Genomic DNA, 25423 nt, shown 5'->3' on the forward strand with positions numbered 1-25423 from the left:
ATACCGTAATGATTAATTTACGCCCCCTTTGGTCATGGACGATTTTACTTTTAGCCATCACCAGCCAAGCCTTCCCTGTGAAGGCCCAAGGCTCAGACGATGACTGGACGCTCCGTCGCGAATCTGCCGAATTCAAAATTTTAACGCGAGATATAACTGGCTCTAATCTAAAAGCAGTACGGATTGAAACGACACTGCCCGCTCAACTCGACAAGGTAGCGACATTGCTAATTGCGCCCTTGCGTCGCCTCGATTGGGATGAGATGTGTAAGAGCGTCAAGATTCTATCGACATCGACGCAATCCACACGAGCCTACTATCATTACGATATGCCCTGGCCAGTGCGCGATCGGGATATTGTTCTGGAAACCGAGGCGTACCGCGACGGTGGCACGCTAGTAATTAGCAGCAAAGCGGTCCTCGATAAATATACACCCGAACCCGAACGCATAAGAGTAACCGAGGCGTGGTATCGCTGGCAGCTCAGCCCCGTCGCCGATGACAAAACGACGGTGGTCGCAGAAATGTTCATGGATCCTGCAGGGCCAATTCCGGCTTGGTTGCTAAATCGCTTGGCGCTTACTCAGCCTGCCAAAACACTCGAACGTCTAAATCGCGTTCTTGAATTAGAGGACTCCTTGTCCAATGAATAAATTAACCATTAACGCACCTTCCACCGAAAAAACGGAAACGGTACTACTGCTTCACGGTGCGACATCAGTTCATGATATATGGACACCGCTGCTACCATTGCTCCCAACCAACTATAGGATTATTCCGCTAGCGTTACCTGGGCACCTTGATGGCGAACCTGTGGATCTAGAGCTACCGGTTAGCATGGATTCACTCAGTAAAAAAATAGTCCAGGAAATGCAAAGTCAGGGCATTGAATCAGCCCATGTCGTAGGCAACTCATTAGGAGGCTGGTTAGCGCTGGAGCTAGCGCGATGCGGCTTTGCAGAATCAGTAACTGCTTTTTCACCAGCAGGTAGCTGGCCCAATCAGAAAGCTTTTTTACGTATTGCTAGAGCGATGGTACTTGCTTGCCGAGTCTTTCCCTTTTTGCGCCCCTTATTCGCGCCGCTGATGACATTCTCTGCGGCACGGCGATGGTTATTTGCCAGCCAAATGAGACACGGCGAACGAATATCACCAACCGCCGCACAGAGATTATTACTAGGAATCTGCCGGTGCCCCGTCATTCCGCCGCTAATAACGGCGTTCCGTGAAGACGGCCCTATTAGGCCACTTCCAGGCCTAGGAATCCCAGTTAATATCGTATGGTCTGCAAACGACGACGTATTACCACCCGCACAGTTCCTAACCCCCATGTGTGAAGCTGTGCCGTCGGCGAATTTTATGTTACTAGAAAATGCCGGCCACGTGCCCATGTACGACCAGCCTGCTGCGATGGTGAAGCACATTCAGCAAAGTATTGAGCAAGCAACCACTCAGCTGATAACGCCCGCAACGTAATAGCGAATACACTTCACCGTCGCGACTTGCGCTAAAACAAATCAAAGTAGCTTGCCGGTTTTATACCCGCGCCCCCTTTTACGGCCTTTCGGATTAGACCCTCTGCTTATATCTAACCTAAACACGTAGCCTGCGTGTAACACTACACAACTTATCATTATGCCGACACCACAAGCCATGTCATCAAATGCACCGAGCTCACCGACAAAGATGCTAGAATCTAGTTAAAAAATTCGCACGCATACTGTACACTAGCAATCATATATTTAGCGCTATTGAATTAGGCTCAATAGCAATTTGCCAAAGTCTTATGATATGCTCTATTAATTCGATATAGACAGCATTAGTATAATCACAGCAAACATCAATAGTGGTTAGCTATAGGTTAGCTATAAGTTTCATTCAGTATGAAAGGACAAGGCATGAGCGACAACATCATTCAGTATCATGTGAGCGAGGGCGGCATTGCCACCATCACTCTCAATCGCCCCGACATCCATAATGCCTTTGACGATAAAGTGGTTGCTGCGCTGACCGCCGCCTTTAAACAAGCCGGAGAAGATCCTGCCGTGCGAGTTGTGATATTAGCCTCTACCGGTAAAAGCTTTTGCGCTGGCGGCGACCTGAACTGGATGCGCCGCATGGCGACCTACACTTTTGAAGAAAATTTGCGCGACTCAAATTTACTGGCTGAGATGCTACGCACTTTAAATTACTTACCCAAACCCACCATTGCGCGAGTGCAAGGCGCAGCATACGGCGGCGGTGTTGGTTTGGTCGCCTGCTGCGATATGGCAGTAGCCTCACCAGAAGCCGCGTTTTGCTTAAGCGAAGTTAAAGTCGGTATGATTCCCGCGACGATTGCGCCCTATGTTGTGCGGGCCATCGGTCCACGGGCCTCACGCCGCTACTTCACCACCGCCGAACTCATCAGCGCCGACAAGGCCTTTACCTTGGGCCTAGTGTCAGAAGTGGTTGCCAGTGAAGAGCTAGATAACTGCATTGCAGGCATTACCAAGAGCCTACTCCGCAACGGCCCACGCGGCGTTGGCGAAGCTAAACGCTTAGTGCTGGATGTGGCCGACGGCGAAATTAATGCCGACATGATTGCCGACACCAGCCAGCGTATTGCCGAGACCCGCGGCTCAGACGAAGGCCGTGAAGGACTGACCGCCTTTTTAGAAAAACGCAAACCGGCTTGGATTCAGTAATCGTTTTATAGCCGACCCCCTTAACCCGATTAACACGCAAACAGGAACGTATTATGAGCCAAGATAAAACCGTGCTTATCGCCAATGGCCAAGGCTTTTGGGGCGACAGCCTCTTAGGTCCGCTGCGCCTGGTAGAAGAAGGCCCGCTGGATTACCTGACCTTGGATTATTTAGCCGAAGTCACCATGAGTATTATGCAGAAGCAAAAGCTGCGTAATCCTTCAGCTGGCTACGCCACTGATTTCGTGGAAATGCTGCGCCAAATTTTGCCTACCTGCCAAAAGAAAGGCATCAAGGTTATTGCTAACGCGGGCGGTGTTAACCCAAAAGGTTGCCTAGAAGCCATTCAAAGCGTCGTTAAAGAACTCGGCATGACCGGTATTAAAATCGGTATTGTTGAAGGCGACGACATTCTCGACCAACTGCCTGAGCTAATGGCCTCTGGCGAAAAATTCAAAAACCTCGACAATGGCGACGCGGTTGAATCGATTCTCGACAAAATGTCTAGCGCCAACGTCTACATTGGCGCCAAGCCGATTGTTGACGCCCTAGCACAAGGTGCTGACATTGTTGTTACTGGCCGCTCGACCGATCCATCACTAGTCGTTGCACCACTGATTTATGAATTTGGCTGGTCAATGGAAGACTTTGACAAGCTAGCTGCTGGCACCGTAATGGGTCACATCCTCGAATGTGGCGCGCAGTGCACTGGCGGTAACTATAACGACTGGCGCAACGTGCCCGACTTCGCTCGCATTGGCTACCCCGTAGTAGAAGCCAAAGCGGACGGCACCTTTATTGTGACTAAACACGAAGGCACTGGCGGCCTGGTCAACATCGACACCATCACGTCACAGCTGATGTACGAACTAGGCGACCCAGTTAACTATTTAGGACCTGACTGCACCTCTGACTTCACCACAATTAAGTTAGAGCAAGTCGGCGAAAATCGCGTTCGCGTCAGCGGCGTAAAAGGTTCTGCACCAACCCCAACGTACAAAGTGTCTATGTCGTACGAAGATGGCTACAAGATTGTTGGCCAGCTGACCTACACCGGTCCAGACGCTATTGAGAAAGCCAATCTTGGCGCCGCCATCTTGTTTGAGCGTGTTGGCATGTACGGCAAGCCCATTCCAGAAGCAGATCGCTTTGTTGAGCTGTTCGGCACCAATGTTTGCTACAAAGGCATTGTGAAACAAGAGCAAGAGCCCAGCGAAGTAATGCTGCGCGTTGGCGCCAAAAGCCACGACAAGAACCTGCTCAACATCTTGGCTCGCGAGCTAGCACCACTTATTACTAGCGGCCCTGTTGGCGTTACCGGCTTTGCGGCTGGTCGCCCACGCCCCACCGAGATAGTAGGTTACTGGCCTGCCCTGATCGACAAAACTAAAGTCACCACCAGCGTGATCGTGGAGGAAGTATAAAATGGCCCGTGTACAATTATTTGACGTAGCAATTGCTCGCTCAGGCGACAAAGGTGATGGCTCTAATGTTGGCATTAAGGCCCGCACACCAGAGCTGTATGAGTTTCTTCGTGAGAACCTGACCATTGCCGTGGTTAAAGATCACTTCAAAGAAATCTGCTTTGGCGATGTAAAGCGTTATGAATTGCCTAACCTACAAGTGTTAAACTTCATCCTTGAAGATTCGCTAGGCGGCGGTGGTACGGAAACGCTGATCATGGACGCGCAGGGCAAAGTACACAGCTTAGCGCTGCTGCACATGGAAATGGATATTCCGGATGCATTGCTGGCTTAAACGCTAGCGCATCATAAGTTATCCTCATTCAGGCCGGTTCTCCGGCCTGAATGCTATATCACTATCCAAATAGTCATAGCAAAACAACACTTACGCAATTACCCCCAAAACCAAAGAAGCGATCAGTCATGAGCGGAATACTCAGCGCCTTACACCTGCAAGCCAAACAAGCGCCTAAGCGCGTTATTCTGCCCGAGCACTACGATCCTCGTGTCATTGATGCCGCGACCTCGCTTGAGGCCCAAAGCCTCGTTACGCCGATTTTAATCAATGTAGCTGAAGGTACAGAACCACCCGCTGGCATTGAGATTTTTGAGCAACACCCCGACAAAGAGATATGGCGCGGCAAAGCGATCGACGCCTTTACCGAAGCTCGCGCAGCCAAGGGTATGACCGCCGAGAAGGCGAGAGACGCGCTACAGAACCCAGTATTACTTGCCGCCGTACTGATCAAAATTGGTTACGCGGATGCGGGTGTCGCTGGCTCAACCGCCACCACCGCCGACGTCTTACGCGCAGGTATCCAAGGCCTAGGCTTAGATGTAAACGCCAAACTGGTGTCCAGTTTTTTCCTGATGGAATTAAGTGACGGCAGAGTAATGAGCTACGCCGACTGCGCGGTTATACCTGACCCCAGCAGTGAAGAGCTAGCCGACATCGCCATCAGTAGCGCGGCTAGCTATCTTCGCCTAACAAACGATCAGCCCAAGGTTGCCATGCTGTCATTCTCAACCAAAGGCTCCGCCAGCCACCCCCGCGTCGACAAAGTCACTGCGGCATTAGCCCTCGCCAAGCAGCGCGCACCAGAGCTCGACATCGACGGCGAGCTGCAATTTGACGCCGCGTTTGTGCCGGCAATTGGTCAACGCAAGGCGCCAGATTCTACTGTGGCAGGCCAGGCAAATGTCTTTGTGTTCCCGAGCTTAGAAGCGGGTAATATCGCCTACAAAATTACTGAGCGCATTGGCGGCGCAAAAGCCATTGGTCCCATTCTTCAGGGGCCAGCAAAACCATGGATGGATTTATCTCGGGGCTGTACGGCAGCCGACATTGTGGATGTGGCCGTGATTGCTGCGGTGCTGGCGCAGTAACTAAACTATCGTAAGCAACTTCCCCCACTCCCGACTATGTATTGGTTTGTGTTAACTCACAAACCAATACCCCCCACCAAAACCGCTAACACCAAGATAGACAATTCCCACCCGTATCGGAATGATCTGTTTCGCCCGATCTAAACCCAACGGTACAATAGAGAAAATATCGAATGTAAAAGAATAATGAAAGGCGCATTGCCCCACCCAAGGCAACACCGCGATTCAATAAAAGGAATACTATTTTGAAATATCGCGCAGAAATAGACGGCTTACGCGCCCTTGCCGTTATCCCTGTCATTCTATTCCATGCCGGGTTTGAGCTGTTTAGCGGTGGCTTCGTTGGCGTAGATATTTTCTTTGTAATTAGCGGCTACCTCATTACAACACTCCTCATTGAGGACATTGAAAACCAGCGGTTTAGCCTCCTTAATTTTTACGAGCGTCGCGCTCGACGAATATTGCCAGCACTACTTTTGGTGATGCTGAGCTGCATCCCTTTTGCCTGGGTATGGCTGCCACCGCAGGCCATGAAAGACTTTAGCCAAAGCCTATTAGCAACAAGTAGCTTTAGCTCCAATATTCTATTCTGGCTGAAAAGTGGTTATTTTGATTCCGCCAATGAAATGAAGCCCCTGCTACATACTTGGAGCCTCGCGGTTGAAGAGCAGTACTATGTGCTGTTCCCGCTGTTTTTAATGTCGATATGGCGATTTGGCAAGACGCGTTTATTTTGGGTCATCGCCACTCTTGCAGTCATAAGCCTGATGCTAAGTGAATGGGGGGCGCGAAATAATCCAACCGCAAATTTCTATCTTGCCCCAACACGGATATGGGAACTGTTTGCTGGCGCACTCGCCGTATTTATTGTTCAAGGCAAGGAGATTAAAAACAACAATGCATTAGCCCTAGGTGGACTAGCCGCCGTCGTCTTCTCTATTTTCGCCTTTGATGAAAACACGCCCTTCCCGAGTATTTACGCGCTAACGCCGGTACTAGGTACGGTTTTTATTCTGATCTATGCAAACAAAGAAACCTATGTAGCCAAACTGCTCAGCAGGCGATTATTCGTCGGCGTCGGTTTGATCAGTTATAGCGCCTACCTGTGGCACCAGCCTATCTACGCCTTCTACCGACACGCCACTGTGGAGCAAAGCACGCCTGCCTATATTGCATTGTTCGGCGTAACAATCTTGCTTGCCTACTTATCGTGGCGGTATATTGAGCAGCCTTTTCGGTCTAAAACTAAAATCAGCCGAACCATGTTTTTTTCACTGATAAGCCTAGCCATTGCCGGTGTGTGCATATTTGGCGTTTTGGGTAGCACATCTGATGGCTTTGCAAAAAAACGTAATAAATCCTTATTTAAAGACCTAGCATACAACACCAGCCGTCTTGGTTATCTGGAATGCCCAGAGACACTTAGTAGAACTGATCCGACCCTCGACTATTGCCACGGCACAAGCCAGCAGCCTACTGCGTTGGTAGTTGGTGATAGCCATGCAGACGATAAGTTTTACGGCATTGCTAAAGCACTGAGCCAATATCAATGGCAGTTAATTGGCAACCCCAGTTGCCCACCATTAATTGGCTTGGAATTTACGGCCGCCGACGGCACGGTATGCACTGCACGCTTGAGGAAAGTTTTCGATTACGTAAAAAGCCAACAACAACTTGAGCTGCTAGTGCTGTCGTTTGCCCACTCTTATCCGCTAGAAACATTTATAGCCGCAGACCATATTCAAAAAAAATTCGACCCTCTCGACAGCATAATTACAGACCTTAAAAACCCAAAATTAAATAGAATTGATGCGTTTTATGGGGGGCTGGCGAATACTCTTGAGTTTTTGCACCAGCTGAAAATAAATGTGGTTATTGTTATTGATATTCCAGAGCTCACCTTCTTCCCGCTAGATTGCATTAAAGGTAAAGTCGACTGCATTTTTGCAAAAAAAGACGTACTTACAAGGCAGGCACTACATCGCAGCCAACTTACCGAATTCGGTGCACGCTTTAGTAATGTCGCGATTTATGACCCGACAGACGATTTCTGCGCGGGTGAAAGCTGCAGCATTTTGCGCGACGGTCACACGCTATACCGCGACTCCCACCATTTAAGCCTGTTTGGCAGTCAATACTACGGAGAAAATTTTGCAGCGTGGTTTAAACAAATCAATACAAAGCCATGACAGCCCTGCGGGGAAGGGCACTTCCTATACCGCAGTTCACATCATAAGGAGTTCCTCAATAGCTCTCCGTGCCCGAGCAAAAATCTATAAGCTAGGCGCAATCACGCCAGCAAAGTACTTAGCAAGCGCAGCTGCGCCATCGTAAGACGGGTGATCATCATCTAAATAATATAATTTTTCGCCCTGCGCCAAAACACACCGCCCCGCGATTACGGTATTACAAAAAACGTTTTCGGGATAAATACGCTGAATATTTGCCTTATCTATACTATCTAAAGCTTCACTAGAAGGACGATTAGCGGCTTGGTATACACCATAATCGGTGCTTAATAATACTGGCTCACTCGCTCGTGATGCTGCGCGTAAATAAACGTCTGGCACGTCCCAACCCGCTTCTGGTATTTGATACACCAAATAAATTGGCAGCGGGGTAAATTCATTGGCTAACTCGGTAATTGAAGCCCTATAAGCCGCCAAAATTCCTGCTCGGCGCTCCTGCTCATTGTGGTATTCAGTATCTGGGACAAAGTCTACAGCATAGTTTTCTATCCCACCCTCGCCATTATCAAATTTACTGGCCTCAACGTATGCGCGCCACCGAGCGCTAAGTACGATCGCATCAAAGCCTTCGGTCTTCGCCCATGTCCAAACGCTATCGGTGTAAGCCGCACAATCGGAATAGTCAACGTCGATGCGATGTATACCTCGAATTGGCGGGCAAGAAGCATAGCCAGCATGGTAAATCCTCGCTTGCGGAAGATAGTCTACTAATTGCGCGGCGGTATTATCGATGTGGCTATCACCCCATACCAATATTTTTTTCTGACCTTTCCCGTACCAACATTCAGCCCGAGGAATGTGAAACTCTTGACCCGCGTCGGTACGGCATACCTCAGCCAGGGGATTGAGGCTATTGCGGGCGCCCTCAACGGTGTGCAAGAGAGCCGGATCAAAACGAAGCACATTGCCCTTATCCGCAAATGCCAGCGCGCCGGCGCCGATCAGTACTACTGCCGCAGACGCGGCCCCACGACGAAACACCCTTGAGCTGACCTTAAATTTATTTCGACATGGTTCTTCAATATAACGCCGCGAAAGATACGCCAAGATGATACACAGTAGAATCAGCAGCGCCATAAGAAAGGCAGGCGGCTCCCCCTGAAAAATATAATGATAACGAGCAAAGGCAAATAAGGGTTGATGCCACAGGTAAGCCCCGTAACTCAACAGCCCCATACCAACAAAAGCACGAGAACTAAGCAGACGGAAAACCAATGTACCGGGTGAAGAAAACAAAATAACCAGCACTGTACCTAGCACTGGCAATAACGCATAAAAGCCCGGAAAACGCGTATCACGATCGTAAATAAACATGCCCGACAACAGCATGAACAAACCCAAAACGCCCAAACACTGGCGCAGTCGAAACGACACATTTAGTACGCCACCGCGATTATAATAAAGAGCGATAAATGCGCCGCTAAATATCTCCCACGCCCGAGTGGGTAAAAGATAGAAATTAGCCTCTGGCGCTTTGTGGGCAGCCCAGCGAGAAAACAATAAACTTACCATCGCAATAGCTAGCAACATGAAATTCAAGCGTCGCTTACCAAATCGCCAACATACAAGAATTAGCAATGGAAACAGCAGATAGTACTGTTCCTCTACTCCCAAACTCCATGTGTGTAACAGCGGTTTAAGCTCGGTGCTGCGCTCAAAGTAACCACTCTCTTGCCAAAACTGTACATTAGATAGAAAGCTTGGAACCGCCATTAGGCTTTTTGCAAAGCTACTCATATCGATTGGTATCAACCAATACCAAGCAGGTAAAATACAAATAAATGTAACGACAAATAAAGCCGGTAGGATACGGCGGGCACGCCGCTCATAAAATTGCGCGAGGCTAAAACTGCCTTTATCCATATCGGCGAGAATTAAACTGGTAATAAGGTAGCCGCTAATAACAAAAAAAACATCAACGCCAATATAGCCGCCAGAAAACACACTAACGCCAGCGTGAAAAAGAATTACAGGGACAATTGCAAGCGCTCGTAGGCCGTCTATATCAGCTCGATAGTGCAATGATAATTCCTAGCTAAATGGGGATAGAGTCCGCGTCATGTCTACAGCCGCTATACTAACCCTAGCCATAATGATTAATACTTACCTACAACTTCGACTCGCTTTAGCGCCCAAGTTTTACGAAAACTCACGAGCCGTAATCATAGGAGACAATTAAAACAAGACCAAACCAAAAATGAGAAATGCATCACACCTGAAGCTAGCAGCTTAACAAATCAGCAAGCCTACGATTAAAAACGATACTGCTGACTTGTGCGGGCTAATATTTAACGACCGAAGCTACGGTCTAGCACCGCGCATAAGAAAGCTCTACCGTAGCAACAACAAAGGTTTCTGCGTTTTTTGTAGCATTTTCGCGGTCAAACTACCTAGCAGCATGCCTCGTAAGGGATGATGGCTGTAAGCCCCCATTACCGTCAGATCAATATTATTTTCAGCTTGGTAGTGGCATAGCTGCTCATCGCTTTTGCCTTTGGGTAAGTTCACAAGCTCATGATTAACACCAGCTGCTTGCATCACTGCCGCAGCCTCATTTAGAACACTAGCTGCTGTAGACTCATCACCCACATAGACCAAGTGACAGGGGATATCTTTAAATACTGGGCTGGATGCCACCATATCCAAGGCTTTTCGCGACGCATCCTGGCCGTCGTAGGCCAGCATAATTTTCTTCGGCGCTGAAAATTCAGTGTTCACAACCAGCACGGGTTTATGCAAGGCACGAATAACTGTTTCTAAGTGCGCACCTAGCTGCCCTTCGCGATGCTCTTCACCTCGAACACCCATCACCAGCACACGAATATTTTCCTCTAATTCAACCAGTGACTCTTGCAAGCTACCATGCTGCTGCCAAGACTCCACATCTGTCACACCTGCCTGCACGGTTCGCTGGCCGGCCGCATCAAGCATCAACTTACCCTTTTGCATCAATAGGCGATTGCGCTGTTGCTCTACCCGCGTCAACTCTTCAAGCAGCTCTTCTTGGCTACCAAGCCCAATACTACCGCTTAAATCGGTAATAGCCGCCTGTGGACGGTGCTCAATATTATGTAGCAATTTGAGAGGGACACCCGCTCTAAGTGATACCCACGCGGCGTAATCACACACGGCGGTAGTCAGACTTGCACCATCAATACACGCCAACACATAGTTATTATTCATTAGTGGCCTCCCAGTACTTTTTCAATTTCTTCGGGCTTGTCGTGAATACCGAATCGATCAACGATTGTTTCGCTGGCCTCATTTAAGCCAATCAGCTCGACTTCGGCGCCTTCTCGTCTAAACTTAATGACGACTTTATCTAAAGCACCAACCGCAGAGATATCCCAAAAATGTGCGCGATTTAAATCAATAACGACTTTATCGACCACTTCCTTAAAATCGAAACCGGCATTAAAGCGCTCCGCCGAATTAAAGAACACCTGCCCCACTACACGATATGTCCGCGTATTACCGTCATCACTTAGATCTTTACTGATATACATAAAGTGGCTGACTTTATTAGCAAAGAACAACGCCCCCAGCAGCACACCGACAAAAACACCATAGGCAAGATTGTGTGTCCATACCACCACCGCAACTGTTGCCAGCATAATAATATTAGCCGACAGCGGGTTAGACTTAAGCCCTGTTACAGATGCCCAATTAAAGGTACCAATAGACACCATGATCATGACAGCAACAAGGGCCGCCATTGGAATTAGCGACACCCAGTCACTTAGAAACACCACCATTGCTAACAACATCGCACCGGCAAAGAAGGTCGACAACCGGCCCCTACCACCAGACTTAACATTTATAACCGACTGGCCAATCATCGCACAGCCTGCCATACCACCAAGCAGACCCGAAAAAACATTTGCGATACCCTGCCCTTTACACTCCCTATTCTTATCACTGCCCGTATCGGTTAAGTCATCAACGATAGTCGCGGTCATTAAAGACTCTAACAAGCCTACGATCGCCATTGCAGCCGCATAGGGGAAAATAATTCCCAGTGTTTCAAGGTTAAGCGGCACATCTGGCCAAAGGAAAATCGGTAAAGTATCGGGTAAATCCCCCATATCCCCAACTGTGCGGATATCAAGACCTATGAGTAAACTCACCGCCGTGAGAGTAAGAATACAAACCAGCGGCGACGGAATGACTTTGCCAATCACCGGCAGCAGCGGGAATAAATAAATCACCCCCAATCCCGCGGCAGTCATGGCATAAACATGCCAAGTAACGTTAGTTAACTCCGGCAGCTGCGCCATAAATATCAATATAGCCAAGGCGTTTACAAAGCCAGTCACCACCGAGCGCGACACAAAGCTCATCAACTGCCCGAGCTTTAAATAGCCAGCCACAATCTGCAAGGCACCGGTAAGCAAAGTCGCTGATAACAAATATTGCAGGCCGTGATCTTTCACCAAGGTCACCATCAACAACGCCATAGCGCCGGTGGCTGCAGAGATCATACCGGGACGACCACCTACAATGGCAGTTACCACGGCAATACAAAACGAGGCGTAAAGACCGACCTTGGGATCAACGCCAGCAATAATCGAAAAGGCGATTGCCTCAGGGATTAAAGCAAGGGCAACAACCAATCCCGCCAGAATATCGCCACGAATATTCCCGAGCCAATCTTCTTTCTTTGATAACAAAAACATACCCAAATTCACCATACTTAAAGAGCGGAACAGCTAGGCAGGTGCACTAAATATCGCACTCTACCGACATGCAGCAATCCGCTGGCACCAAATGGCGCTCATTATACTCTGTTTCCTCGTTCAAAGTCGGACTCGAAACTACTCAAAAAACACCTGCAAGCCCCTTTCATCGAATGGTACATTAGGTGCTTTTTACGCTAGCCGCTTCAATATTAAGCAATCGCAATATGTCATGAGAAAACTGCTATGTACGATTACCTTATAGTAGGCAGCGGCCTTTACGGCTCAACCTGCGCCCACGAGCTAAAAAAACGCGGTAAACGCGTTATGGTCATCGAAAAGCGAGAACATATTGGCGGCAATATTTATACAGAGAATGTGGACGGGATTCATGTTCACCGCTACGGCGCCCACATCTTTCACACCAATAGTCGCGATATTTGGAATTACATCAATCAATTTGCTGAATTCAACCGCTACACCAACTCACCCATCGCCCACTATCAGGGAAAAATATACAACCTGCCGTTTAATATGAACACGTTTTACCAACTATGGGGAACCAGCACGCCCGCCGAGGCCCAAGCGAAAATTACCGAACAGCGTCGAGAGTTAGAAGGTCGTGAACCAAGCAATCTCGAGGAACAAGCCATTAGCCTGGTCGGTCGCGATATTTATGAAAAATTAATCAAGGGCTACACCGAGAAGCAATGGGGTCGCCCAGCCACTGACCTACCGGCCTTTATCATCAAGCGCTTACCCGTGCGGTTTACCTATGACAACAACTACTTTAACGACCAATTTCAAGGTATACCGATTGGCGGCTACACCCAGATCATTGAAAAAATGCTGGCAGGGATTGAAGTGCGCTGCAATACCGATTTCTTTGATCGCCAAGCCGAATATCGCAAGCTAGCGAAGCACATTGTTTACACTGGGCCAATTGACCAGTACTTTTCGTATCAATTCGGCAAGCTTGAATACCGCAGCCTACGCTTTGAGTCTGAACGCCACGAGATCCCCAATGTTCAGGGCAATGCCGTGGTGAACTACACCGAATATAAAGTACCCTATACACGAATCATTGAGCACAAGCATTTCGATCCGGTTAACACCCCCCACTCCATTATTACCAAGGAGTACCCCGCAGAATGGACGGAAGGCATGGAGCCCTATTACCCTGTTAATAATAGCCAAAATGATGCCCTTTATCGGCGCTACCGCGAGCTTGCCAATGCCGACACGAAAACTATTTTTGGTGGCCGACTCGCCCAGTACCGTTACTACGATATGCACCAGATTATCGGCTCTGCATTAAAAGACTTACAATCCATGGCCTAAGCCATCTAAACATTCTATACAGAGACCTAAGAATGGAAACCGCAAAAGTCGATGTCGCAGTTCAGTCTTACCGAAAACCAGAGTCCTTGCTCTACACCCTAATGACCCTGAAAGCTGTGGCTAGCGATCATATCGACAACGTTTATATCAATGACGACTGCTCTGGCGAATCGACTGTTGCTTACTACGAAAATGAGACCATACAAACCTATTTTAAGCCGTGGAAAATTCACCTTCGGACAAATACTAAGCCGGCCGGAATTAAAAAAATTTACTTAACAGAATATCGACCTGAATACATGGGGCCGTGGTTTTTCTTAAGTAAAATCCATCGCTTTTACAACAGCACTACTCACAATAAAGATGACGTGCGCTATCAATATGCCATAGACAATACCGACAAACAGTTTCTATTTATCATCCACGACGATGTCGAGTTTCGAAATGACATTGTCGATTTATATTTAAAAACAATTACCGCCAAGCCCCAAACGGCCATTGTTGGCGATCTAGGCCAGTGTTGGCGCTGCCACCATTCAGACGAATGTAACCCCAAGCGGATTATGGAGGGCTATCGCCCATCACCACATTGGCCCATGGCTATACAAAAATCGCAGCTCAACGACCCCAAGCCCAAAAAAGGAAGCTTCACCTGCAGAATTAACGAATGGTGCTGCATGCTGAACGTAGCAATAACGAAGGAAATCAGCGAGAAAAGTCGCAGTTTATTTGGTAATTATTATAGCCGCGCTGACGTCGGCGCCTACTGGTTTTATCAGGCAATTAAGCTTGGTTATCATATAGCAGACCCGCTACCAGTAGAGTCTCTGCCCCAGCAAATAAACATTAATGAACGGTCCGAATGGTACCAACACGGCTTCCAGGGCCACTCTGGACATTCGGTTTGGGTCGACCAAGGTAGTGGTAAGCAACGGTATAAAGCTGAAGACGTTCGCGCACGGATAAAAAACCAATTTGGAATCGATTTATCCACCCTCTCTCTACCACCCTCGCCAGAAACATCGACATGAATAGCTCAGTGCACATTTATATTGCCACCCACAAAGATTTCACTGCCAAATTAGCTGATATTTATAGCCCACTTTTGGTGGGCAGCAATATAAATAGCAGCGCACAGGAAATACTAAGAGATAATAGTGGAGACCAAATCGCTGATCGCAATCCCAGCTTTTGCGAACTCACCGCGCTTTACTGGATATGGAAAAACAACACGGCCACAATAACCGGCCTCGTCCACTACCGGCGGTTTTTTAGTGGCCTGAGCACTGGCCGCGGCGGCCAAACGCCAAATTTATTGTCCGAAAAAGAAATCCTCAAGTTTCTAAACCACTACGATATTATTATTGCAACTCCGTCAGTACACGATGACAAAACGGTATACGAGCAGTATCGCGATGCTCACCACATTCAAGACTTAGACAAATGTCGGGATATTATCGCGCGGCGGAGCCCGGATTACTTAAGTGATTTTGACGCGGTAATGACAAGTTACAGTTTCTCCGGCTTTAATATGTTTGTCGCCAAAAAATCTCTCGTCGATAGTTACTGCAGCTGGTTGTTTCCGATTTTATTTGAGTTAGAAGAGCGCTGTGATATATCAAGCTACGACAGCTATCAGAGCAGGGTATACGGGTTCATAGCCGAGCGGCTATTTAATGTTTGGCTACAAAAAAACCAGCTTCGCTGCCTCGCCTCACGCGTTCATCGCATCGACAAAAAGCGATCCCCGACATCAATTACGCGGCGACTAGAGCTGTGGCGCCGCTATTTTAGCCATTAGCGTATTGCACCATCATTGAGTGCAAGCTTAACGCCAGTCATTGCAAAGCCGTACCACCTCTATTAATTGCGCATCGCTCATAGCCGGCCCCAGCGGCAGGCTCAATGCGGTATGACTCAAACACTCGGTTAACGGCAAAGACACCTCACGCCACTCGCTAAGCGCCTCTTGTTTGTGAGGAGCGATTGGATAATGAATCAGTGTTTCAACGCCATGCTCGGCAAAATACGCTTGTAACTCGTCCCGGCGCGAAGTATGGATAACGTACAAATGAAAAACATGAGAACCATCATCACGGAAGCTCGGCAAGATGATATCCGGGTGCTTGATAAGATCGTGATATTGCTTAGCCAGTGCTTGGCGCCGCTGAGTTTCTCCGTCTAGAAAACGCAATTTCACGCGCAAGATTGCCGCCTGTAACTCGTCCAGACGACTATTCACACCCTTTACTGTGTTTTGATACTTTTTATCGCTACCGTAATTTCCGAGCAGCCGAACCATGTCGGCAAGCTCTTGGTCTGCGGTTACCACCGCGCCACCGTCGCCAAGGGCGCCAAGGTTTTTACTAGGATAAAAACTAAATGCGGCGGCGTGGCCTAGACTTCCGGCCCGCCGTCCCGCGACGGCGGCACCGTGGGCCTGCGCGGCGTCTTCTAACACCAATAAGCTGTACTGCTCTGCCAATGTATTAATGGTCGACATATCAGCTAACTGGCCATACAAATGCACAGGTAAAATTACGCGACTGCGATCAGTAATCGCCTTTGCCGCATTGAGCGGACACAAATTAAAACTCTTTTCATCTGGTTCAACTAAAACTGGGCACAGGCCATTATTTAGTACAGCTAGAATAGTCGCTATATAGGTATTGGCTGGCACCAAAACCTCGTCGCCCACCTTAAGCTTACCCAGCTCTATCCAAGCCCTTAAGGTCAAACTTAAAGCATCTAAACCGCTGCCGACGCCTACAGCAAAGCGGCTCCCACAATAGTTGGCAAACTCAGACTCAAAGGCAGCAAGCTCCGCACCGCGTATATACCAGCCGGAATCGACTACACGCGCCATGGCAGCTAACATTTCTTGGCGGTATTGCTGATTTATTGCCTGTAAATTAAAAAATGGGATCACCAAGAATCTCCAGACAAAGTTTCGCTAAGAGCGATTTCGGCTAAATGCAAAAAGATTATATGTTTTGAAAGTCATTCAATACGCAGTCAAAAATCGCTTATTCTTTTCGGCAAATTTATTGAAAATTGTTGGCGTCATCGAATAATAAACATTCTGCGCATCGTCCCCGGTTGCAACAACACCAAATTTTTTATGGAAGCTAATTACCTTGGTGTTTTCTTTGCGCACATCCAAATGACAAGCGCGAAATCCCAACACCTGAAACCCACAGCAATAGGCCAAACTCACGCTTTCCAAGGCCGCAGAAGCCGTCTTATCTTCGGTCAAAATCCAACTACCAAGCCCGAATGAATCCCTGTCACCAATAAAATCGTATAGACGTATCGTGCCGATTGCCATGTGGTCACGGCGGCGACAAACAATAAAATAATACTCGAGGTCAGCCGCCTCACGAATTTTGTATTCTCGTAGCCAGGCTTCCTGCGAATCAACGCCACCATTCACGGCAGATAGATGGCGGTTATAACGTGGATCAATCCGTATTGAGTGAATAAATTCTGCGTCCTGAATTTCGGCCAAACGCAAATATATACTGCGACCTGTTAAATCTTTCAAGCCAATTGCTCCAAGAAATCATCGTAATCCCGTATATAATCATCTTCATAATAATACTGGTCTGCCAACACCAATAATACACAGCCTTCACTCAAATCATGCAGTTCACGCCACACCATATCGCACACTAACAAGCCTTGTTTGGGATTGTCTAACCAGACCTCCTCTCGGCTGTGCCCATCGTCCAAAACTACTCGACAGCGACCACTAACGCACACCAAGACCTGTTTAAGATTCTTGTGGGCATGAAAGCCCCGGGCAACACCGGCCGCCGTATCAAAAATATAGTAGACTCGCTTAAATTCAAAGGGCACGTTTTTCCCAGACTCAAGTGCCGCTAGCTGCCCACGCGCATCACCGTAGACAGGTAGATCAATTAGCTCAATTAGACTCAAGCTTCCTCCGGAAACATCATTAATGGCAATCCTAGGCTACCTAATAGTGGCGGCCTGCCACTTATTATCACCCGAGAAGATACGCCCCAGTAAATGTACTTAAAGATCACGAAGATAGCGTGCCTCCCGCTTTACACCTGACCAAAATGCCGCTGGGCGCCAAAAGAAATCAAACAACAAACGCCAACGCGCACTATAAAAATTTACTCTAACAGCCAACCGTGCAACACGCTTATTCAGCACCTTAATAATCGTCGGCAACCGCTGGCCAGATTGCTGTATATCTCTCATTCGCTGCGCTAGAACATCGTGCCGAAGCCGAATTTCTTTTAGACGACCGGCAATCAACTCATCACGATCAACACCAACCTGCTCAGAAAGTGTCGATATCCCAACCCCAACACGGTAATACAACAAAGGTTGGTCGATAAACTCCAAGCTATTATCTAATAGTGCACGAAAACCCAGCACTAAATCTTCATACGCGAATGGGTAGAAAATATCACCATAGCGCAACCATGAGGCTCGCGACAGCGCTCCTGAGGCACCCAAATACATAAATTTCGATTCGGCGGCTTCGCGAATATTTAGCATTGCACACATCTCTCCCCCCGGCGGCTGGTAGCTTGTCGCTCGCCCGGCATCATCAATCGGCGCAACATCCGAACATAATAAAGACGGTCTTCCTGCTGCGAGATAGCGAGCGACCAAAGTAGAGACTCGCTCAGGAAAAGAAATATCATCACCCGCCGCCAAAACGATTAGCTCACCAGTTGTCTTTGCCATCATTAAATTAAAATGCGGAATAAGCCCCATATTCTCTGCATTTTTTCTAACTGTGACAGGTCGCCCTTGGCCATAGCGCTCAACCGCTAGACATAATTTTTCATAGCTATCATCGGGAGAAGCATCATCAGAAAAAACAAACTCTGACACAGGGTAGTCTTGAGCCAACGCGCCCTTCACACAGTCATCAATGAAGTCCTGCTGCTTATAACATAGCACCAAAAATGTAACTGAAATTATTTCATTATCCATAACGTCGCTGTCACTAACAAAAGGAGGCCTTTACACAAACCATCGAAATATTAAATGCGCTCAAGAAGCAATCTGTCGTAAAAGCTCAGAGAGCAGTCATTTCCTCGGCGCTAAATATTTTATATTTTCAGTCTATTTTTCACTAATTAAATATCAAATAGCAGATTGGCTAAAAAATCCAAAACGCCGATGATAGCAATAACAGAAAATAGGATCAGCATAATTTCCATGGTTAAGTGATAGCGAATTTCAGATTATCGCTATATGGAACCCAAGAATTTACAAATATATTTTAATGCTCAATCGGTTTGTCAGTTTTTTTAGCTTCCGCCAAAACCGAGGCCACGCCTTTGAGCTTCGCGCTGGCACGCAAATATCGCCCACCCCCAAAGGTAAACACCGCAATAATTTTACGGCGACGATTATCGGCAATGTATTTTTCTACTACATTATTGGGCAAACCATGCTTTTGCGCATACAAGACAAAAGATCGGCCTTTGTGGAAGTGAATAAACTGATTTACTATTTTACTGCGTACCGTTGAGCCGCCACCAACATGTGGAATACTGACATTACGGCAGTGAAGCACTTTTAAGCCCGCGTTATTTGCTCGCTTACAAATATCGACATCTTCTCCGTACAGGAAAAATTGCTCATCAAAATATCCCACTGCTGCCATTTGCTCAGTATCGAACAGCAATACCGCACCAACCAGCCAATCCGCTGCTTCAACGTGTTGATCCTGAGTAGGACCCAGCGCTGGCCCCGCAATAGCCGCACCATGAAGCTTCAATTCCGCAAGCAACTTCTCCAGCTCAAGCTCGGCAAGTTGAGTATCTGGGTTTAACACCAACACATAACGAGTAGTACTAGCCTTTATTCCGAAATTACAGGCACTGCCAAAACCTAAATTTTCCGTATTCTTTAATAATTCAATATCTTGCCCATAGCGCTCAAATAACTCATCACTGCCATCGGTGCTTGCATTATCCACGATCAACCAGCGCGGTAGTTTCTTCTGAGCACTATTCCGTAAAGATTCGATATGCGCAGGTAATACCTTGGCACTATTATGCGTTATCGTGACCAGGGTCATCTCATTAAAAAGATCTTGCATTCCTGCCTCGTACTCCACGTTTATCGGTACAATATTTCGCAAACTATTTTGCGGGAAGTCAATCCCTAGCGGTCAAGCAGCAAGTCATCAAGCGCCATCCGCCACGCACTGGGCTCCAGACCATAATCAGCTTTGATTTTAGCCGTATTCAGTACCGAGTAGGCCGGACGCTTAGCTGGCGTCGGATAGTCCTCTGCACTTATCGCGCTTACCGTTGGTATGCGCTCTAACACTCCCAACTGATGAGCTCGCTCAAAAATCGCCATCGCAAACCCGTACCAGCTCACCGCCTCATTGCCGGCGTAATGATAAACGCCATAGAGGGCTTTCGTCCCGCTTTTATTTAGCTCTACCGCGTGCAATTGCTGCGCAATACTAATTAGGGCAGTTGCAATATCACCCGCGTAGGTCGGGCAACCCATTTGATCCCCTACCACACTGAGCGTGTCACGCTCCTTTGCTAGGCGCAGCATCGTCTTCAAAAAGTTATTGCCATACTCACTAAACACCCAAGCCGTGCGCAATATGATGTGTTTGGGGCAATGACGCTGCACGGCGATTTCGCCATTGAGCTTGGTTTGGCCATAAACCCCAGTCGGACCCGTTTGATCCGTTTCGATATAGGGCGTTTGCTTATTGCCATCAAACACATAGTCAGTAGAGACATGGAGCAAGGGGATATCAAATCGGCTGCACAATTTGGCCAGCGCCATCGGCCCGTCCTCATTCACCCGCTTTGCTAACTCGGGCTCAGACTCCGCATTGTCCACCGCAGTATAGGCGGCGGCGTTGATGATCGCGGTGACACACTTATCAACAACGATCTTCTCTAGCACGACGGTGTCGTTAATATCAGCATCTTGGCGGGATAATAAGTTATGGGGGATGTTCTGTTTGATTAACTGATCCGCCAAGCATTGACCAAGCTGGCCATTGGCACCGGTTACCAGTATGTGCATTTCTGCTTGTGTGCTGCTCTGCTCGCTCATTGCTGAAACAGCTCTGCAAAGGTGGGGGCCTTGCTGTCTTTATCAGACAAGGTCGGGGCGGCCAGCGGCCAAGTGATTGCCAAGGCCGGATCATTCCAGATTAAACTACCTTCATCGGCGGGATCGTAATAATCGGTGCACTTGTATTCAAAATCTGCGGTGTCACTAAGCACCACAAATCCGTGGGCAAAGCCCGGCGGCACCCAGAATTGGCGTTTGTTCTCCTCAGATAGCAGCACCCCCTCCCACTGCCCAAAGCTGGGGGAGTCTTGGCGAATATCCACCGCCACGTCGTAAACCTCACCACTCACCACCCGCACCAATTTGCCCTGAGGTTTGGTTTTTTGAAAATGCAGGCCACGCAACACGCCCTTTGCTGAGCGGGAGTGATTGTCTTGCACAAATGGCAGTGTAATACCCGCCATCTCCCCATAGCGCTCTGCTTGGAAGGTTTCTAAGAAAAAACCGCGATGATCACCAAATACCTTTGGCTCAATAATCACGCAGTCTTTCAGTTTGGTTTGGATGACATTCATTTACTGTTGGTATCCGTTTATTGGGTGTTGCGCTTACTTGTAGCCGTCGGCTACGCGCAGTAAATATTGGCCGTAACCCGTCTTGCTAAGCAGCTCCCCCTGCTTCACTAGGTGCTCCGCGCTCACCCAGCCCCGCCTATAGGCAATTTCCTCTAAACACGCCACCTTTAAGCCCTGCCGATGTTCAACGGTTTGCACAAATTGCCCCGCATCAATGAGGGAATCGTGGGTACCGGTATCAAGCCAAGCAAAGCCTCGGCCCAGCACCTCAACATTCAAATCCCCACGGTTGAGATAAGCCAGGTTTACATCGGTGATTTCCAACTCACCTCTAGAGGAAGGTTTGATGCTGCGGGCTATGTCCACCACGTCATTATCGTAAAAATACAAGCCGGTCACCGCATAAGCCGACTTTGGCTTGGCGGGCTTTTCTTCAATGCTTATGGCTTTGCCGCCCTCGTCAAACTCCACCACCCCAAAGCGCTCTGGATCCGTTACGTGATAGCCAAATACCGTGGCTCCGCTGTCTTTACTCACAGCACTTTTTAGATTGTCGGAAAAATGCTGACCGTAGAAGATATTGTCGCCCAGCACCAAACTCACATTGTCTTGACCTATAAAGTCGGCACCAATCGTAAAGGCCTGCGCCAAGCCGTCGGGACTCGGCTGTTCTTCATAGAAAATGTTAATGCCAAACTGACTACCGTCACCGAGTAAGCGCTGAAAGCCCGGTAAATCTGTAGGAGTAGAGATGACCAAAATATCTCGAATGCCTGACAACATCAGCACCGACAGGGGGTAGTAAATCATAGGCTTGTCGTAAATAGGCAGCAGCTGCTTGGAGATCCCCATGGTAATGGGATGCAAGCGGGTGCCTGAGCCACCCGCGAGGATAATGCCTTTGTATTTCTTACTCATGGAGCTTCCTATATTGGTCTAACGCAATAAGTATCAGGCGTCGTATTAATACTGGTTTTTAGAAAAGATTAGGTGGTGCATTCATAGTTCTGGGTTTGGGGTTTGGGGTTTGGGGTTTTGCGTCTCCCATCTCCCGTCAAGCATTCAGCACTTACATCAAGCCCCACCAATCCGATCCAATTTGTAATCCCCTGACAACACCCGCTGCCACCATTGAGGGTTATCAAGATACCACTGCACGGTTTTACGAATCCCTGACTCAAAGGTTTCTTGTGGCGTCCACCCCAGCTCACGCTGAATCTTGCTGGCATCGATGGCATAGCGCGCGTCGTGACCTGGGCGGTCTTTAACAAAGCTAATCAAGTCTTTAAAACCCTTGCCGCTTGCACGGGAGTTTGCGTTTTCTGGCGCTAGCTCCTCGAGTAACTCACAGATGGTTTCCACCACCTCGATATTGCGCTTCTCGTTGTGACCGCCGATATTGTAAGTCTCGCCCAGCCTACCCTCGGTCACTACCTTGAAAAGTGCGCGGGCGTGGTCTTCAACATAGAGCCAATCACGAATCTGGCTGCCATCACCATAGACTGGCAGGGGCTTGCCGTGCAGCGCATTGAGAATAATGTGGGGCACTAGCTTTTCTGGGAAATGGTAGGGGCCGTAATTGTTGGAACAATTGGTGACGATGATCGGCAGGCCAAAGGTGCGCCCCCATGCTCTCACTAAATGATCGGAGCTTGCCTTGCTCGCCGAGTAAGGCGAACTGGGTTCGTATGAGGTGGTTTCGGTAAAGAGATCGGTCGTGCCGTGCAGATCGCCATACACTTCATCGGTGGAGATGTGATGAAAACGAAAAGCCGCCTTTTTATCGCCCTCTAGCCCCTGCCAATAACGACGTGCGGCCTCAAGCATATTGTAGGTGCCAACAATATTGGTTTGAATAAACGCACCGGGGCCATCGATGGAGCGATCAACATGGCTTTCTGCCGCAAGGTGCATCACAAAATCAGGTTGATGCTGAGCAAACACCGCATTGAGTACTGCTAAATCGCAGATATCTACGTGAGCAAAAGTATAACGCTCTGAGCTTGCTGCATTTGGAATCGATTCCAAATTACCCGCATACGTCAAGGCATCGACATTCACTACCGACACATCGGTATCTGCCAAAATATGGCGAACCACGGCGCTACCGATAAAACCGGCGCCGCCGGTTACAATAACCTTCATAATTGTTAGCCTTTAACGCGACAACTTAGCTAGATCGCCGCACATCAAATTCAAAAAATATCGCAAGATGGCATACCCCAATAATTCTACTTATTATTCGACGATGGAGAATACCTCTCAGCGCAAAGCGTAATATCTCATCAAAGGAATAAAAACCGACGCAAACAATACTAAATACCCAAACAATTCCCGTCGCGATACAAAATGGTAGCCCGATGAGTTCGCCCACCCGTTGCCTTCAAGCCACTCATGTGCAAAACGCGAAAGCCCTTAGCCTCTGCAAGCACAATACCTTCTAGATATCGCTCCCGTTGAGAGTCATCAAGTAAAATCACACCTCGCTCAGAAAGTGCGGTAAAACTTTGCTTGATGCAATTCACTCTATCCCTACCATCAACAACAACGACATCAAATTTCTTCTTCTGTTCAACAATTACTCTACAGTAGTCGCCGTCAATGTCTTCCTGCTGAAAGACCAAATCCACACTCTCTGACACCTGCGGCTTAAGCAATTGATACCAGTGTTTATCATATTCAAGCGATGTGACACACCTCACCCGGTTTGCATAAAAATACGTTGAATAGCCACTGCCAAATTCAAACAAGCTTAAACTTTTATTTAAACGCTGATCTAGCAACTCAACTATATTAAAGTTCATCCAAGGGATTGCATTCTGCGAGATATCTACCGGTTTACCTTGAGCCAAACTCTGCATCCAACCTGTTGAATACAGATACGATCTCTTATTTCGAATTAATACTTTATATGCTCGATAATGTAAGACGAAAATCGATAAAAACGCAGAAACTTTTTTTATTATATTCACATTCACGAGCCCTTATGAAATAACATTTTCAAATGATCATTCTCTTGAGCACCGCTTTTAAAACGGAAGGCTTTACAGAATAAAAACTCAACCATTATCAATCGTACGGTAGCTATCCACCTCGACACCGAAAACACCGCTTACCGTACCCGCTGCGCGGCTAGCCTTCATTATGGCTTTAATCACTGCTGTTTTTTGAAAAAGTAAGATGGCAACAACTGCAATCAAACTGTTTACTACAATCTGAGCTAGCGACGAAATCACTATTCCCGCCGTAGAACGGCCATTGCGCCGCTTACGCCACGCCAAGGTAATACCTACGCGATATTTACGTTTCGACAACCATCGTAAACTCACTCTACTGGCAGGAATATCTTCACTAACAAAAGCCTCGGCGCATTTATAGATCAACACACCACGATTTACTGCCTCACAGAAAAACAAGGTATCGGTACCACCCGCTAGTGGCCGACTTTCATCAAACCGCAAGCCCATCTCTTTCGTAACAAAAATAGGTATAAGCACATTATTAGTGGCACAACTACTTAATACAGCGCCCGTCTTGCGGCCTTTATCGCGAAATATCTCTTTCATAAATTCCGGCGTGTCTGCCGGCAAGGCTGACTTAACTGCGCCAGAAATTACCGCCTTGCCGCCAACCGAAAGCGCGTAAGCCAACAGCAATACCAACCAGTCCTTATCGACCCACTCATCGTCATCAATGAATATCAAATAATCTGCGTGTAAACTATGCGCTTCTGCAATCGCCCTATTTCTCGCCAGAGGAATGCCGCGCTTACTTTCAACCACGTACTTTAAAGGTAGCGGAAAATTTTCTTGCATTGCTTCAACTACCGGACGCGCAGTCTGGTTTTCGTCGTTCTCAACAACAGTCACAAAAACCTTGGAGTTTTCGGGTATAGCCATAGCGGCAAGACTGTCTAAACACTTGCTCAAAAGTGTTGGCCGCATACATGTACACAACGCGATATTAATACTGATCATTACATTGCCCCAACAGCCTTACCAT

Annotated in this window: 24 protein-coding genes; 10 read left to right on the forward strand and 14 right to left on the reverse strand. The window is 47.9% G+C overall.

Annotated features, from left to right (window positions below):
- The first annotated feature begins 8 nt into the window (after positions 1-8).
- The 7 genes from GVJ32_RS15260 (at position 9) to GVJ32_RS15290 (ending at position 7725) form a co-directional block, all read left to right on the forward strand.
- Positions 9-653 carry an START domain-containing protein gene (locus GVJ32_RS15260; protein ID WP_159240942.1) on the forward strand — a complete coding sequence of 215 codons (645 nt, stop codon included), beginning with the start codon at positions 9-11 and terminating at the stop codon, positions 651-653.
- Positions 646-1476: an alpha/beta fold hydrolase gene (locus GVJ32_RS15265; protein WP_159240943.1), complete on the forward strand. Its 831-nt coding sequence runs from the start codon at positions 646-648 to the stop codon at positions 1474-1476. The genes GVJ32_RS15260 and GVJ32_RS15265 overlap by 8 nt, the downstream gene beginning before the upstream one ends.
- 422 nt (positions 1477-1898) lie before the next feature.
- A complete protein-coding gene (locus GVJ32_RS15270) occupies positions 1899-2687 on the forward strand; it encodes an enoyl-CoA hydratase/isomerase family protein (protein WP_159240944.1) in 789 nt (262 codons plus the stop codon).
- Between the two features lie 53 nt (positions 2688-2740).
- Positions 2741-4111: an acyclic terpene utilization AtuA family protein gene (locus GVJ32_RS15275; protein ID WP_159240945.1), complete on the forward strand. Its 1371-nt coding sequence runs from the start codon at positions 2741-2743 to the stop codon at positions 4109-4111.
- A 1-nt stretch (position 4112) separates the two neighbouring features.
- A complete protein-coding gene (locus GVJ32_RS15280; protein ID WP_159240946.1) occupies positions 4113-4445 on the forward strand; it encodes an AtuA-related protein in 333 nt (110 codons plus the stop codon).
- Between the two features lie 128 nt (positions 4446-4573).
- A complete protein-coding gene (gene pta, locus GVJ32_RS15285; protein WP_159240947.1) occupies positions 4574-5536 on the forward strand; it encodes a phosphate acetyltransferase in 963 nt (320 codons plus the stop codon).
- A gap of 245 nt (positions 5537-5781) precedes the next feature.
- Positions 5782-7725, forward strand: a complete 1944-nt coding sequence (locus GVJ32_RS15290; protein ID WP_159240948.1) for an acyltransferase family protein — start codon at positions 5782-5784, stop codon at positions 7723-7725.
- 84 nt (positions 7726-7809) lie between these two features.
- Here the strand turns inward: GVJ32_RS15290 and GVJ32_RS15295 are convergent, their stop codons facing one another.
- The 3 genes from GVJ32_RS15295 to GVJ32_RS15305 form a co-directional block, all read right to left on the reverse strand.
- Positions 7810-9807 (reverse strand): acyltransferase family protein, encoded by a 1998-nt coding sequence (locus tag GVJ32_RS15295; protein ID WP_159240949.1) that lies wholly within the window; start codon positions 9805-9807, stop codon positions 7810-7812.
- Between the two features lie 309 nt (positions 9808-10116).
- Positions 10117-10968: a universal stress protein gene (locus GVJ32_RS15300; protein ID WP_159240950.1), complete on the reverse strand. Its 852-nt coding sequence runs from the start codon at positions 10966-10968 to the stop codon at positions 10117-10119.
- Entirely contained in the window at positions 10968-12461 is a 1494-nt protein-coding gene (locus GVJ32_RS15305; protein ID WP_159240951.1) for a SulP family inorganic anion transporter, read from the reverse strand. The genes GVJ32_RS15300 and GVJ32_RS15305 overlap by 1 nt, the downstream gene beginning before the upstream one ends.
- A 246-nt stretch (positions 12462-12707) precedes the next feature.
- On the opposite strand from GVJ32_RS15305, the gene glf reads away from it, so the two are divergent.
- Genes glf through GVJ32_RS15320 form a run of 3 tightly spaced genes read left to right on the forward strand, consistent with a single transcriptional unit; the run spans position 12708 to position 15603 of the window.
- Entirely contained in the window at positions 12708-13802 is a 1095-nt protein-coding gene (gene glf / locus GVJ32_RS15310) for a UDP-galactopyranose mutase (RefSeq protein ID WP_159240952.1), read from the forward strand.
- A 32-nt stretch (positions 13803-13834) separates the two neighbouring features.
- Complete coding sequence (locus tag GVJ32_RS15315; RefSeq protein WP_159240953.1) at positions 13835-14833, forward strand: hypothetical protein; 999 nt, start codon at positions 13835-13837, stop codon at positions 14831-14833.
- Positions 14830-15603 carry a DUF4422 domain-containing protein gene (locus GVJ32_RS15320; protein ID WP_159240954.1) on the forward strand — a complete coding sequence of 258 codons (774 nt, stop codon included), beginning with the start codon at positions 14830-14832 and terminating at the stop codon, positions 15601-15603. Before GVJ32_RS15315 ends, GVJ32_RS15320 begins: the two co-directional genes overlap by 4 nt.
- Positions 15604-15630: 27 nt before the next feature.
- Here GVJ32_RS15320 and GVJ32_RS15325 read toward each other — a convergent pair whose 3' ends face one another.
- From GVJ32_RS15325 to GVJ32_RS15375, 11 genes are all read right to left on the reverse strand, one after another.
- Positions 15631-16731 carry a DegT/DnrJ/EryC1/StrS family aminotransferase gene (locus tag GVJ32_RS15325; protein WP_159240955.1) on the reverse strand — a complete coding sequence of 367 codons (1101 nt, stop codon included), beginning with the start codon at positions 16729-16731 and terminating at the stop codon, positions 15631-15633.
- Between the two features lie 75 nt (positions 16732-16806).
- Complete coding sequence (locus GVJ32_RS15330; RefSeq protein ID WP_159240956.1) at positions 16807-17346, reverse strand: GNAT family N-acetyltransferase; 540 nt, start codon at positions 17344-17346, stop codon at positions 16807-16809.
- A complete protein-coding gene (locus GVJ32_RS15335; protein ID WP_159240957.1) occupies positions 17343-17741 on the reverse strand; it encodes a sugar 3,4-ketoisomerase in 399 nt (132 codons plus the stop codon). The genes GVJ32_RS15330 and GVJ32_RS15335 overlap by 4 nt, the downstream gene beginning before the upstream one ends.
- Positions 17742-17840: 99 nt before the next feature.
- Positions 17841-18779: a glycosyltransferase gene (locus GVJ32_RS15340; RefSeq protein ID WP_159240958.1), complete on the reverse strand. Its 939-nt coding sequence runs from the start codon at positions 18777-18779 to the stop codon at positions 17841-17843.
- 292 nt (positions 18780-19071) lie between these two features.
- A complete protein-coding gene (locus GVJ32_RS15345; RefSeq protein WP_159240959.1) occupies positions 19072-19896 on the reverse strand; it encodes a glycosyltransferase family 2 protein in 825 nt (274 codons plus the stop codon).
- A 65-nt stretch (positions 19897-19961) separates the two neighbouring features.
- Complete coding sequence (gene rfbD / locus GVJ32_RS15350; RefSeq protein WP_235035167.1) at positions 19962-20885, reverse strand: dTDP-4-dehydrorhamnose reductase; 924 nt, start codon at positions 20883-20885, stop codon at positions 19962-19964.
- A complete protein-coding gene (gene rfbC / locus GVJ32_RS15355) occupies positions 20882-21421 on the reverse strand; it encodes a dTDP-4-dehydrorhamnose 3,5-epimerase (protein WP_159240960.1) in 540 nt (179 codons plus the stop codon). The genes rfbD and rfbC overlap by 4 nt, the downstream gene beginning before the upstream one ends.
- Positions 21422-21454: 33 nt before the next feature.
- Positions 21455-22339, reverse strand: a complete 885-nt coding sequence (gene rfbA / locus GVJ32_RS15360) for a glucose-1-phosphate thymidylyltransferase RfbA (protein WP_159240961.1) — start codon at positions 22337-22339, stop codon at positions 21455-21457.
- Between the two features lie 156 nt (positions 22340-22495).
- Positions 22496-23566, reverse strand: a complete 1071-nt coding sequence (gene rfbB / locus GVJ32_RS15365) for a dTDP-glucose 4,6-dehydratase (RefSeq protein ID WP_159240962.1) — start codon at positions 23564-23566, stop codon at positions 22496-22498.
- A gap of 170 nt (positions 23567-23736) precedes the next feature.
- Positions 23737-24273 (reverse strand): FkbM family methyltransferase, encoded by a 537-nt coding sequence (locus GVJ32_RS15370; RefSeq protein WP_159240963.1) that lies wholly within the window; start codon positions 24271-24273, stop codon positions 23737-23739.
- A gap of 207 nt (positions 24274-24480) precedes the next feature.
- Positions 24481-25398 (reverse strand): glycosyltransferase family A protein, encoded by a 918-nt coding sequence (locus GVJ32_RS15375; RefSeq protein ID WP_159240964.1) that lies wholly within the window; start codon positions 25396-25398, stop codon positions 24481-24483.
- Positions 25399-25423: the final 25 nt, after the last annotated feature.

It is taken from the genome of Zhongshania aliphaticivorans, from assembly GCF_902705855.1.
GTDB classification, from domain to species: domain Bacteria; phylum Pseudomonadota; class Gammaproteobacteria; order Pseudomonadales; family Spongiibacteraceae; genus Spongiibacter; species Spongiibacter aliphaticivorans_B.